This window comes from Moorena sp. SIOASIH (genome assembly GCF_010671925.1).
In the GTDB taxonomy this organism is placed as follows: domain Bacteria; phylum Cyanobacteriota; class Cyanobacteriia; order Cyanobacteriales; family Coleofasciculaceae; genus Moorena.
The window spans coordinates 1-12522 of sequence record NZ_JAAHIH010000009.1; the positions used below are offsets into that span (position 1 = coordinate 1).

At 45.1% G+C, this 12522-nt stretch carries 10 protein-coding genes; 7 read left to right on the plus strand and 3 right to left on the minus strand.

Features of this window, described 5'->3' with window-relative positions:
• Positions 1 to 311: 311 nt before the first annotated feature.
• Entirely contained in the window at positions 312 to 1826 is a 1515-nt protein-coding gene (locus tag F6J90_RS39545) for a transposase (RefSeq protein WP_293107237.1), read from the plus strand.
• Here the strand turns inward: F6J90_RS39545 and prmA are convergent.
• The gene (prmA, locus tag F6J90_RS39550; RefSeq protein ID WP_293107239.1) at positions 1749 to 2642 is read right to left on the minus strand and encodes a 50S ribosomal protein L11 methyltransferase; all 894 of its coding nucleotides are present in this window, start codon (positions 2640 to 2642) and stop codon (positions 1749 to 1751) included. The genes F6J90_RS39545 and prmA overlap by 78 nt on opposite strands.
• Before the next feature lie 572 nt (positions 2643 to 3214).
• A complete protein-coding gene (serA, locus tag F6J90_RS39555) occupies positions 3215 to 4795 on the minus strand; it encodes a phosphoglycerate dehydrogenase (RefSeq protein ID WP_293107242.1) in 1581 nt (526 codons plus the stop codon).
• Positions 4796 to 5156: 361 nt separating this feature from the next.
• Between serA and F6J90_RS39560 the strand changes: the two genes are divergently transcribed.
• From F6J90_RS39560 to F6J90_RS39570, 3 genes are all read left to right on the plus strand, one after another.
• Complete coding sequence (locus tag F6J90_RS39560) at positions 5157 to 5672, plus strand: hypothetical protein (RefSeq protein ID WP_293107245.1); 516 nt, start codon at positions 5157 to 5159, stop codon at positions 5670 to 5672.
• Between the two features lie 234 nt (positions 5673 to 5906).
• Positions 5907 to 6686, plus strand: a complete 780-nt coding sequence (locus F6J90_RS39565) for a photosystem II S4 domain protein (RefSeq protein ID WP_293107248.1) — start codon at positions 5907 to 5909, stop codon at positions 6684 to 6686.
• 486 nt (positions 6687 to 7172) lie between these two features.
• A complete protein-coding gene (locus F6J90_RS39570; RefSeq protein WP_293107251.1) occupies positions 7173 to 9233 on the plus strand; it encodes a DICT sensory domain-containing protein in 2061 nt (686 codons plus the stop codon).
• A 170-nt stretch (positions 9234 to 9403) separates the two neighbouring features.
• On the opposite strand, the gene pdxH is transcribed toward F6J90_RS39570, so the two are convergent.
• Positions 9404 to 10048: a pyridoxamine 5'-phosphate oxidase gene (gene pdxH, locus F6J90_RS39575; protein ID WP_293107254.1), complete on the minus strand. Its 645-nt coding sequence runs from the start codon at positions 10046 to 10048 to the stop codon at positions 9404 to 9406.
• A gap of 323 nt (positions 10049 to 10371) precedes the next feature.
• On the opposite strand from pdxH, the gene F6J90_RS39580 reads away from it, so the two are divergent.
• From F6J90_RS39580 to F6J90_RS39585, 3 genes are all read left to right on the plus strand, one after another.
• A complete protein-coding gene (locus F6J90_RS39580) occupies positions 10372 to 10731 on the plus strand; it encodes a LapA family protein (protein ID WP_293038841.1) in 360 nt (119 codons plus the stop codon).
• 70 nt (positions 10732 to 10801) lie between these two features.
• Positions 10802 to 11050 carry an IS200/IS605 family transposase gene (gene tnpA, locus F6J90_RS43940; protein WP_366514004.1) on the plus strand — a complete coding sequence of 83 codons (249 nt, stop codon included), beginning with the start codon at positions 10802 to 10804 and terminating at the stop codon, positions 11048 to 11050.
• 566 nt (positions 11051 to 11616) lie between these two features.
• Positions 11617 to 12486, plus strand: coding sequence for a segregation/condensation protein A (locus F6J90_RS39585; protein WP_293107258.1), 870 nt, complete (start codon positions 11617 to 11619; stop codon positions 12484 to 12486).
• Positions 12487 to 12522 lie beyond the last annotated feature (36 nt).

Genomic DNA, 12522 nt, shown 5'->3' on the forward strand with positions numbered 1-12522 from the left:
AAGTTGAAAGTTGAAAGTTGAAAGTTGAAAGTTGAAAGTTGAAAGTTGAAAGTTGAAAGTTGAAAGTTGAAAGTTGAAAGTTGAAAGTTGAAAGTTGAAAGTTGAAAGTTGAAAGTTGAAAGTTGAAGGTTAAAAGTTGAACAAGCCGTGAGACGCATTCCCCCACCTGGCCGTAGGCCACGCTACGCGAACGTTCAGGTGGGGGTTAGTCCACGCTGATCCAAGTATTCAAAAGCCTGGAACAGTAATTGTCGATTGTCATCTTATTTTATGTAAGTTAAAATATTAGTTGTAACCGAGTTTGTAAAACAGTGAAAACGCCGACCAAAATCATAAGAACCGATAAGTGGCAACTTAACCCGACTCCAGATCAAAAAGTATTTTTTGGAGAAACGGTTAAGATATACCGCCGTGCTTGTCGGTTTTTGGTTGGCATCATTTACACCCATTGGGCAGAACTAGGATCTTTAACAGCCGATCGCGTAGCGTGGCCTACGGCCAATCAGCTAACTCCTGCTGTTGAGCGGTTAATGCATGAAACGGCTAAACGTCCTAATATAAAATACCCCCAGTTCAACAAAGCTTTTTACAAATTTCCAAGCTATTACCGTCGAGCTGCGATTGCTTTTGCTGCTGGTCAGGTTAGTAGTTTCGTGACCCGGTATAACGAATGGCAATCGGGTACGCGAAAAAGGAGAGACACTAAACCTCCACGGCTAAATGCTGATGCTGGTTGTTATCCGGCTTTATACAAGGGTCAATGTTATAAACTTTACGGTTTTGATCAGGTTGAGATCAAAGTATTCAATGGTTCAGATTGGGTTTGGACTAACGTTCAAATTACCGGTCTAAGAGAAAGACATCAAGTGGCAAGCAACAAAATGCTGTCACCGTCTTTAATTTTTAATGAAAGAGTTTGTCATCTGTCAGTTCCGTTTAGTTGTAAGCCAGAAAAGCGGAAACCAGAGGCTAATGTAACAGCGGTAGATCTAGGAATTAATACTACTGCGACTATAGCGGTCGTGACCCACAGCGGCACTGTAATCCACAGGGAGTTTATCCACCCTGGGAGAGACATAGACCGTCGGGATAAGCGACTAAAATCCGTATCTATGCGGGCATCATTGACCATGGGCAAGGGCGGAAAACTCCATAAAGGGTTCTGCTCTAAAACTTATCAAAAATGCCGAAGAATCAATAATCAAATTGGCCATGTAGTTTCTAAGGGAATTGTTGAGATTGCTAAAAAATTCAATTCTGAAGCAATCGTATTTGAGAACCTTAAAGGATGGAAGGCAAAAGGTGGACATAAGCGGTCTAACCTCCGTCAACGCTTTCATGGGTGGCTTAAGGCAAAAATTCGCGATTTTACTGAAATGAAGTGGGCTGAATTGGGCGGCAAAGTGGTAGAGGTTGTGGCGGCTTACACCTCCAAACTTGGCTTTGATGGTTCCGGCAAGGTCAAACGTGACTCGAAGAATTATGCCCTAGCAACTTTCTCTTCAGGTAAGCGATTCAATGCTGATCTTAACGGTGCTTACAATATCGGTGCTAGAGGCGTGTTTAAACTCGTTCGCAGAAATGGCAACGAGGGTCGTCCCAGCAAAAGGTCTGGACGATCGCCTAGAAGCTGGGCTTGTTTGTGTGATCTGTGGGCGCTTCGTAGCTCTAGAGCGCGCATAGGACACCCCCACCTCGGTGATAACCAGGTGGGGGAAGCTTCATTTACCCAAATGACTAATGAGTCATCACGAACGCCGAATATTAAAACAACACCAATCCTGACGCTTCCAGAGGGTGGCGACAATCCAGTTATTTTGTTCTAGGGTATCAGCAATCGGTTTCACCTGATCTAATAACACACCACTGATAACTGCCCAGCTGGTGGGTTTCGCTATAGCACTCATTAGTGGAATTAAATCAATAATCACCTCTGCCAGAATATTGCAGAGGATTCCATCTACTGGTTCACCATTAGTAAGCTTAGACAAGGTTTCTAAACTACCTTGTTCTATCACCAGATCCTGGTCAGACATGTTGTTAAGAGAGCGGTTGTTGCGGGCAGCACCCACTGCTAAGGGGTCAATATCTACGCCATAGACCTTTTTAGCCCCTAACAACACCGAGGCAATAGAGAGAATGCCCGAACCACAGCCAATATCCACTACCACATTCTCCTGATCACTGTAGCCTAGACGCATCTCTAATGCTTCCAGGCATAACTGAGTGGTGGGATGGGTACCTGTGCCAAATGCTGCTCCGGGATCAAGGCGTAACAAGATCCGTTCGGAAGGGTCTGGTAAGGGTAGCCAGGCGGGATAGATCAAAAAGCGATCGCCAATTTCTTGGGGTTCCCAGTATTGTTTCCAACTACTTGCCCAATCTTCCTCATCAATCAGGTGCCACCGAGTTATCGGTACTGGCAGCCCTACAGTAAGGGCGTCCTGACTTACCCAAAGGGCAAGGGCTGCCAAATCCAACAGCTGTGCTTGTATTTGGGGTAAGTGAGCAAGCACTAGTTGAGACTGTCCCTTAAGCTGGCTGGACATTCCTCGACAACCAAACTTTTCTAGTCGCCAGAAGATTAAATCCTCTAAGGCAGAGTCGCACAAAATTTGAATTTCCCACCAGCTGTTTGCCATATCTTAGTTCCGATTTGACACTCCCCGCCCGCTTATGAGCGGGGATTCTTAGTTCCTCGACATGCCTTAAAATTAGCTATCCGTCAAAGGCAATACTTAAGCCGAGTACCCGTTTAAAAACCAAATACCTAGCCTAATTTAACTAACCCCAGTGGGCTTATCTCCCTAAGCGTTGAGTTTACTCAGTTTCCGTGTGCCCCACGGTACTTTTTAATCTTTAAGGTTTGCTTTACTGGTTTTCGGTATCTATTAGGATCCATACGTTTTTAATGAGGTTTTTCGCGCCTCAGGTGCTAACATCGCTTTACGTCGTGGAGTTATGACAGTACCGACGAATCCTGTCTGTGTTAGGCCACTGTTTGATAATAACAGATTATTTGAAAGCCGTCCTAGAAGGACGGGGCTTGAAACCCATCTTTTTGGTCAAGAGTGCTGAGTTTAAGAGTGGGGAGTCAGCAGGGGGAGATACGCGCTCCTTCGTTAAGGATCAAGATTGTTTGTACCTATAACCTTTTCCCCATATTCAGCACTCAGCACTCAGCACTCAGTACTGAATATATTCAGTACTTAACTTATAAAGTTACCGTGTGAGCATCCCTAATCCCTGGCACCTTCATAATCTCTGTCAAAACTCCCTCCGGTAAGGGGTCATCTAGACTAAGCACCATAACTGCGTCACCCCGCACAATTTTGCGGCCCACCTGCATACTGGCAATATTGACATTAAAACTACCCAGTAGAGAGCCAATTTTACCAATAATTCCGGGCATATCCCGGTGTAGGGTAAACAGCATATAGTGAGTGGGAGGGACATTAATCGGGAAGTCGTCGATACTGGTAATGTGGATTTCCCCATCATTCAACAGAGCACCCGTTACAGAATGTTTCCCCATGGAACCGGTAGCTGATAGATCTAGGGACCCAGAATAGTCTCGCATCGAAGCATCCCTGGTTTCAATTACCCGAATGCCCCGCTCTTTTGCTTCAATGGATGCATTGACATAGTTTACCCGCTCTCGCAGTGCCTGGGAAAGTAAGCCTTTGAGGGCAGCAACCACTAAGGGCTGGCTTTCATTGGTAGCTAACTCTCCCTGTAATCGGACATCAAGTAATTCAATGCGTCCCCCCGCCAGTTGAGCAACTAGGTTACCCAGAGTTTCTGCCAACTCCATGTATGGTCTTAGTTTTTCAATCACATTGGGTGACAATCCAGGAATATTAACTGCTGAACGGGCGGGTAAGCCTAAGAGGACATCCCGAATTTGTTCGGCTACATCAACAGCAACATTAACTTGGGCTTCTGTGGTAGATGCCCCTAGGTGGGGGGTCAGAACCATTTCTTTCCCCAATTCACGCAAGGGCGATTCTCCTAGTGGTTCTGATTCATAAACATCCAATGCTGCACCAGCAATCTTACCCTCTTTGAGTGCGTTAGCCAGGGCTTCTTCATCAATAATGCCTCCTCTGGCACAGTTGATAATTCGGGCAGTCGGCTTCATCTTAGCAATGGCTTCGTCATTAATCAGATGAGTGGTTTCTGGAGTTTTGGGGATATGCAATGTGATGTAATCAGACTCGCGCAACAGCAAATCCATCTCGACTAAACGACAGCCTAGCTGTTCCGCCCGTTCTACGGAAATGAAGGGGTCATAGCCCAGCAACTTCATTCCCATTGCTCGGGCGACAGTTGCAACATGGGAGCCAATTTTACCCAAGCCAACTACACCAAGGGTTTTTTTGTAAACTTCTGTGCCAATAAAAAGCTTACGCTGCCACTTATTGCTTTTAACTGACTGATTGGCATCGGAGATATGGCGAGATAGGGCTAGCATCATTGCCAGGGCATGTTCGGCTGCGGCTATAGTATTCCCTTCCGGAGAGTTAACCACTACAATCCCATGACGAGTTGCTGCTGGGATATCGACGTTATCAACCCCAACACCAGCACGACCAATGATCTTGAGTTGCTTGCCCGCCTCAATTACCTCTTGGGTAACGCGGGTGCCAGAGCGAATCATCAGAGCATCATAGTCTGGGATAATTGTCAATAGTTCTTCCGGTGATAGATTCGGATTGAAATCAACCTGAGCAACTTGGGAAAGGATATCAATGCCAGCTTGATCAATTGAGTCAGAAACAAGAACCTTAGACATGACCAGGAGATAGGTTAATGGGCTATACACACGGTGCTGGAGCTATGCCATGAGAAACTCAGATCAACCCCAATAGTAGTACAGATGAACCATCATCAAATAGCACTTAACTACAAGGAAATGTAGTTGAACAGGTCGATTTGTTCACATTGAGTAGCTCTGACCGCAGTATGCTATCTTAACTGCAAAGGTATCCCTGGATCGCTAGTGATCTAAAAGATTTTAAGTTTCCCCCATCTTTGATGGAAAATTTCTCAAAACTCTAACTGTTGAAAACCCCTGTGCTTGAGGCGGGGGATCAAAAGGAGCTCAAGGAAGAGTTCAAGTCAAGTTCATATCTAGATAATCAGCACAAGTGGCGATGAAATATCTGATTGCTGTATTCCCCAACCGCATTAAGGCAGAAGAAGCTTATACTGCTTTGGAAAAAGAAGAGTTACCTATGGATCGAGTAAGTATCTTGGGTAGAGGATATAAGAGTGCTGATGAGTTTGGATTCATTGACCCCAAACAACAGGGAATCAAGGGAGCCCGACTAATGGCATATTGGTTGGTTCCCTTTGGATTTGCGGCGGGTTATCTGTTCAATGTGCTAACGGAAATAAAACTGTTTGGCTTCTCTAGCGAAATTGGCAATCATCTCCTGGGAGGGGTATTTGGTGCGATCGCAGCAGCAATGGGTAGCATTTTCGTTGGAGGTGGGGTTGGGTTGAGTGTTGGTAGTGGTGATGCACTGCCTTATCGGAACCGTCTCAATCAGGGGAAATACTTAATTGTTGTTCAGGGATCCGAGAGTTTGACGGAGCTAGGGAATAAAATTCTGCGTCAGTTTCAGCCGGAGACTATTCAAAGGTATGAGTTCCTGGAGAGTAATTAAGGGTTGCGCAATTATTTTTGTGGTGAAAATCCCAAAGGCGCAAATAGCACGAAGTGACTAAGCATCAATGTAAATAAAAATAAATAAAATTTAAGAAAGATAACTTTTATCATTAGTAATGGGTAATAGATGGTAAAGGAAACTAATTACCTATGACTAAATCCTGATTACAGTTTGAAGAACTAATTATTTAGAGCATTATTTGGAATCAAACGTCTTTAACAAGTTATTAGGATGCTACCTAGAGAAGAACTTTTAAAAGGTGTAGACAATCGAGAGGATGTGGCTCGTGTGATTGACCAAGCTGATCAAGCAATTAAGACTTGGGAGGTGGTATTGACTGATTTTCTATCACCGCCAGTTTTGGTAGAGGTTGCTCAGCAGTTTGAACGGTTGACAGAGGTGCAATTAGTGACTTGGGGAGGATATCCTCAGGCGGAACGGCAACGGTTAGGGATCGCCCGTGAGGAATTGCCTCTGGATCAATCTCAGGTAGAGGTGGTGGGTTTGGATATTGCTGGGAATTTTTTGTTTGATACGGCAACTCACCGGGATTTCTTGGGCGCAATTCTGGGAACTGGATTGGTGCGAGAGAAGATTGGGGACATTATTGTCTTGGGAGAGCGAGGTGCTCAGGTGATTGTCGTACCAGAGTTGGTAGAGTTTCTGGAGCTGAATTTAAATCAGGTGCGTTCGGTACCTGTCAAAACTCAACGGATTGATTTGAGTGAACTCAAGGTTAGGGAACCAAAAAAGAAACTCAGAACAACAACAGAAGCTTCCATGCGTCTAGATGCGATCGCATCGGCTGGGTTTGGTATGTCCCGCAGTAAGATGGTTGATTTGATTACCACTGGTGATGTGCGAGTTAACTGGAAAGAGGTCAAACAATCTAGCTATACAGTCAAATCTGGAGATTTGATTGCCATTCGTGGTAAAGGACGCTTGGAGGTTGGGGATGTCTCTATTACTAAAAAACAACGATATCGGGTTGAATTAACCCGATACATCTGAAACAGAGTGAGGCTTCAAGATTCGCTGTGTTCAATCCCCTGTGTATAAGATAAATTGAGAAAGGTACACCTAAAAGTCTATAGGTTGTCAGCACCCCATGCCCTGATTGGGACTAAACACCCCAGCTAGTTTTTCCTCCCCCGTCGCCCATAGGTGTGGTTTCCACGCTCCCGTGAAGTTTTTGCTTCCGGCAAAAGAAGCCCCACATCTGCGACGCTTGGCCTTTGGCCACGCTAAGGGAACGCGCTTGAGTGTGGGATTAATTTTGCACAGAGTATTTCACGAAAGACCAAGCGATGTGTTATATTGTATATACTGACTTTCAAAGCCGAAAATGCTGGTTTGTCGGTGAAACAGTCTTAAAAAAAAGTCAAAAAAACAGAGCGGCAGGGCAGTCCGTTCTTAAAGCGCAACGCCTCCTAAGCAATAGCCGGATTGGTTGCGAAGCCTACACTGAATCTTTCGATTCAGTGTAGGAGCTGTCACATGATTATTACGACTTCCGTGCTGCAAAGCTTACTGCAAGCTATACCTATACTGCGGTCACAGGTGTACTTCAAGTCTTCTTTGACCGCACTTTCCCATGCCATGGAAGATCAGGTATTAGCTGGCTCAGAGCAGCCGTTGGTCATTGCTAGCTTCCAGCGAGAGCGTTTCTACCGTCAGGAAGCTCATCGATATCGACGCATTGCTCAACAGACCCCCCAAGTTTATGTACTAGCAGCACCGGAAACAGAATTTAATAACAGTTCAGAGTATCACGAAACCGTGGCATTTGAACCCAACGATGCCCTCTCTCAAGAATGGCATTTAGTAGTTATTGGGCAAAGTTACACAAACTGTTTAATTTGTCAAGAACGACCCTCACCAATACTAGAGGTGACCAATGGGGAAATGGACTCATCCCGACGTTTTGAAGGAATCTGGACATTTGACCGGAAGGTGAGTCAAAAAGCAGCTGAGATATTACTCAATCGGATTCAAATTTACCGACCTGAACTAGCCGCTAAGATTGAACAGGCAAAATCTCAGTATTTAGACGATTCATCCGTAGTTAGTGCTCGATTAACCCAAAACTCCACCAGTAATCTATCCCTTCTCGACCAAGCTCAAAGTTCCGCCAATTCTGATCCTTTTGTCCAGCGTTTGGTGACTTACCTACAGGCAGGTCAGTATAAATTGCTCAAAGCCTATCGCTCCATTGCTGCTCAGGGCAAGAAAGAATCTCTGATCAACTCTATTTCCAACGCCATTAGGCGATCCCTTGACCCCAATGCCATTCTTGAAGTGGCTGTGCAAGAGTTGGGTAAAGCCCTTGAAGCATCACGGTGTCTAATTTATCGCTGTAAAGCAACAGATACCACTACTATCATCAATCATGAGTTCTTAAAGCCCTCTAGTCAGGGGGATGACCCTTTAGTTGCCACACTAGGAAAAATATGGCCATTGCAAGACAATTGCCTATTCCAAGAGGTTGTCCAGAGTGGAGAACGGATTTATGTAGAAGACACCCAGACAGATCCTCGGATTAACGGTACTAATTCCACAAATAAAACTGGTAATCGACGATCAAAAACCTTGGACAATCTAGTCCAAGAGCTTGCCATTCGCTCTTGGCTGAAGGTACCAGTGCTGTATCAGGGTCAGTTATTGGGCATGTTAGATATACATCATTGTGGGTCCCAACCTTATCAATGGGAAAAGGATGAGTTAGCCTTAGTGGATGCGATCGCAACTCAAGTCGGTGTAGCTTTGATTCAAGCCGAAGCCTACGCCAACCTAGAAGATTTGAATCAGCAGCTAGAAGCTCTTGACCGCACCCGTAGCAATTTAGTAGCGATTACAGGTCATGAACTGCGCACTCCTCTCTCCACAATTCAAGTATGTCTTGAGAGTCTAGCTAGTGAGCCAGATATGTCCCTAGAATTGCGTCAGGTGATGCTCAATACTGCCCTCACTGACGCTGAACGAATGCGGAAACTGATTCAGGACTTCCTTACTCTTTCTCGCTTAGAAAGTGGTCGTGTGGAATGGCACCCAGAATCCCTCTCCCTAAGAGAGTGCATTGACCTTTCCCTGAGTAATGTTTGCGCTCGCCGTTCTGAAGATGAACGACCTAGTTTATCGCTTCAAGTTCCAGAGAACCTTCCATTAGTCAAAGCCGACGGGGAGTGGCTAGTTGAAACTCTAGCTAGACTTCTCGATAATGCTTGCAAATTTACCAGCCCACAAGGAGAAGTAAAAATAAGTATCCAAACACTGGATGATTCGATGATAGTAGTGATTATCGAAGATTCTGGACGTGGTATTGAACCCAATCGGCTGGAAACTGTCTTTGACCGCTTCTATCAAGAAGAAGGTGCTCTGCGGCGAACTACTGGGGGAACAGGGCTAGGTTTAGCAATTTGTCGCCAAATTGTCAAAGGCTGGGGTGGAAAAATTTGGGCAAATTCAGCTGGCAAAGACCAAGGTTCTCAGTTTTACTTTACTGTTCCCATTATCCAAACTCCAAAATCAAAGCACTCAAAAGCTCGGCGTAAACGTTAGGGGATTCGAGATACCGAAAGTTTGGGATGGTACAAAAGTAGTGATTTTAGCTCCTGTTACCTTGACCAGACCCTAGCCGAATCACTATATCTTTAGCACTACCAACGCAGGTTCCGTACACAGAACCCAAACCACTCGCGCTTTGCATCAAGACAATGAAGACCAGCTCACTAAGGGGACAATCGTTTAATCACCCAATCCCCATCCTCACCACGATTGTAGAGCAACCGATCGTGGAGCCGACTGGGACGTCCCTGCCAAAATTCAATTTCTGATGGAATTACCCGGAACCCTCCCCAGTGGGGTGGACGAGGTACCTCTTTATTTTCATAGTCCTGCTTCAGTTGCTGTAGTCGTTGCTCCAACACCTCACGACTAGGGATGACTTGGCTTTGATCTGACACCCAAGCCCCCAGCTGAGAACCCTTGGGACGGCTGTTAAAATAACCATCAGACTCAGCGGCTGTTAGCTTCTCCACTCGCCCCTCAATCCGTACCTGTCGTTCTAACTCAGCCCACCAAAAGGTGATGGCAGCCCAAGGATTCTCGATTAACTGCTGCGCCTTGTTACTTTCATAATTAGTGAAAAAGACAAAACCCCGCTGATCGTAGCCTTTCAGCAGTACCATCCGGGCGGAAGGTTTACCATCTGGTGTTGCTGTAGCTATAGTCATGGCATTCGGTTCTGGCAACTCGGCAGCCACTGCCTGGTCAAACCAAATTTTGAATTGCTCGAAAGGATTTGGGTGGACATCGGTTTCACTCAAACCCTTCAATGTGTAATCCTTACGTAAATCAGCTACTCTAGTATTCATGTTTCTTGCCTTACAATTGACCAGTTTTGGTGGCATCTCCTACACCTCCCATGCAAGCAGGTTTAGGCTTGAAGCGAACTCCAACTGCTGCTATACTGCACAAAGTCATAACCTGAGCTAATGGAAGATCCCCCCAGCCCCCAAAACAGCGGGGGGAGAACAGATAAAAAGTTCAGTTGATCACCGTGCCAAGTAGATGTCCTTCACCTGTGGGCGTTGGGACACCTGCGCACGTTCCAGTAATCGGTAAGTTAAAAAAGCCGATTTTTCGTGTTATCTGTTGTAGAAGTAGGAAGCAACTGCAACGGTTTTGGATTAAGCTGATGCGACAGATTAATTTTTTGCTGATTTTCGCTTTATGTCTGGCACTAGTCTTATTTGGCTTGGAAAATACCCAATCTGTTTCCATTAGGATTATTGATGGTATCCAGGTTAAGGCTCCCTTGGCGATTGCACTGATTCTAGCCATGTGGCTTGGAGCAGTAATAGCCTGGTTATTCAACTTGTGGACGCGATTTATCAATTTTATAGGAACTCGTAAGATGGTTGGGCAGATACGCTCGAAGGATGAACAGATTAGACAATTAGAAGACGACATTCAACAATACAAAATTGAGATTGAACAGAAACAGTTGCTTTTATCGGCATCTGACCCATTGTCAGATAATCCACTATTAGACTAATTTTGGGATTGCCATTGGGGATTGGGAAAATGTCAAGGAACTGAATCTCCCCTATACGCTATAGGATTCAATGCCTGAGCAATATAAGTCTAACAACAATGTTGTTTACTCTTGTAAGTACCCTGTTATAGTTTGCCCTAAGTACAACATACAAAAAGTTCTTAAAGGCAACCTTGAGACCAGGCTCAAAGAGTTAATTAGAGAAGCTTGCCGGAACATGGATCTTGAAATTATAGAGATGGAAGTAATGCCAGACCATCTATATCTTGCTATCGAAGTTAACTATAAGTTTGGAGTTTATAAAGCAGTCAAACATTAAACGGATTTATTCTATATATCTCAGAAAATAATTCCCCCAACTTCGCTCTAGACTGCCTAGGCTTTGGAATAAAAGCTATGGGCGTTTGTACCGTTGGCGGTGGTTCTATCGAAGTTATTAAGAAGTACATACAAGACCAACAACGCCAGTAAGTTGTTATATTTGAGCAGTAAACTTTACTGCCCATAGACGAATATAACTGCTACCATTTAATAATGCCGAAAAATAGCCAATTTATGGTGTCTGTTCAGATAAATCCTGTTTGTTTCAGAGGTTGTCTTCAATGTCTCTACAAGAGTGAAAATTAAAGAGGTGAAATTTACGCTTCCTGATTTTCGTTGTCCTATTTGTCCTCCCTCCAAATCATAACAATATCGATGCTACCGGACTTGATGTCACCCCTTACAGCACTTCCGCAGTAACTCTACCTGTAGGGGCACTAAGCGTACTTATAGCTTATAGGGTTTGGTGCCCAGTTTTGTGTAAGTCCTGCCGTCAGTTAATTGATCAACAGTATCAAACAAGACATGGCTATATATCTTTAGTCAATAGACTTGATCCAATAGATGACTACAACACCTGCTACCGAAGCGATCGCTATTCTCATTGATGTGGCACAGCGGGGAGAAATTGACCCATGGGATGTTCAGGTAATTGATGTCATTGACCGCTATCTAAGTACACTGGCATTAGACAGTGATCCAGAACTCGGATACCGTGACACGGACTTGTCTCAGTCTGGGCAAGCGTTTCTATGGGCATCCATGCTAGTTCTACTGAAAGCCGATACCTTGGAACGTTTAGAAGAACCCGAGGAGTTGGAGGAACCCGAAGAACTGGATGGGTCCGAGGAAATTGGTGGCAGGGGAGATAGAGGTTTGCCTCGCAATCTAGAACGTCATCTACGCCGTCGCTCTGCTGCCCGACCCCCTAAAAGACGCCCAGTAACCCTGCCAGAGCTAATTCAACAGTTGCAGGATATGGCAGTCCAACTGGGTGAAAACCCCTTACCTTCCCGTAAAAAAGGGACTCGCTCTAGTGCCCGTAGTCAGGCAGCTCGTATTGCCCATCTAGCTCACGATGAAAACCTGACCGAGATTGCCACACGGCTGGAGGAATTTCTATGCCGCTACTGGTATGAGCTAGCGGCAGACAAGGATTGGCTGAATTTAAATCAGTTGTTAGAGTGGTGGACGTTATCCCCATCATCAGTTGCATCAACTTCCCCTGGTTCTTCTTACCAGGAGGACAAACTCGGAACAGCCAAGATGTCGGGAAAAGCTGACACACAAGCAGCGATCGCTCCTATTGAATCACCAATAGGGGACAGAGTTAGTGTTTTCTGGGGACTGCTATTGTTATCTGCTCAGTCTAAGGTTGAGTTATGCCAAGAGGAATTCTACCAAGATATAAAAATCCGTAAATTGGAGTCATGAACCCCACGCTTAAAAGCGGGGGGTTGTAAAATCAAC

Bases quoted from the DNA above. Each gene is read 5' to 3' on its own strand.
- prmA (WP_293107239.1), bottom strand. From the start codon at position 2,642: ATGGCAAACAGCTGGTGGGAAATTCAAATTTTGTGCGACTCTGCCTTA.
- serA (WP_293107242.1), bottom strand. From the start codon at position 4,795: ATGTCTAAGGTTCTTGTTTCTGACTCAATTGATCAAGCTGGCATTGAT.
- F6J90_RS39560 (WP_293107245.1), top strand. From the start codon at position 5,157: ATGAAATATCTGATTGCTGTATTCCCCAACCGCATTAAGGCAGAAGAA.
- F6J90_RS39565 (WP_293107248.1), top strand. From the start codon at position 5,907: ATGCTACCTAGAGAAGAACTTTTAAAAGGTGTAGACAATCGAGAGGAT.
- F6J90_RS39570 (WP_293107251.1), top strand. From the start codon at position 7,173: ATGATTATTACGACTTCCGTGCTGCAAAGCTTACTGCAAGCTATACCT.
- pdxH (WP_293107254.1), bottom strand. From the start codon at position 10,048: ATGAATACTAGAGTAGCTGATTTACGTAAGGATTACACATTGAAGGGT.
- F6J90_RS39580 (WP_293038841.1), top strand. From the start codon at position 10,372: ATGCGACAGATTAATTTTTTGCTGATTTTCGCTTTATGTCTGGCACTA.
- tnpA (WP_366514004.1), top strand. From the start codon at position 10,802: ATGCCTGAGCAATATAAGTCTAACAACAATGTTGTTTACTCTTGTAAG.
- F6J90_RS39585 (WP_293107258.1), top strand. From the start codon at position 11,617: ATGACTACAACACCTGCTACCGAAGCGATCGCTATTCTCATTGATGTG.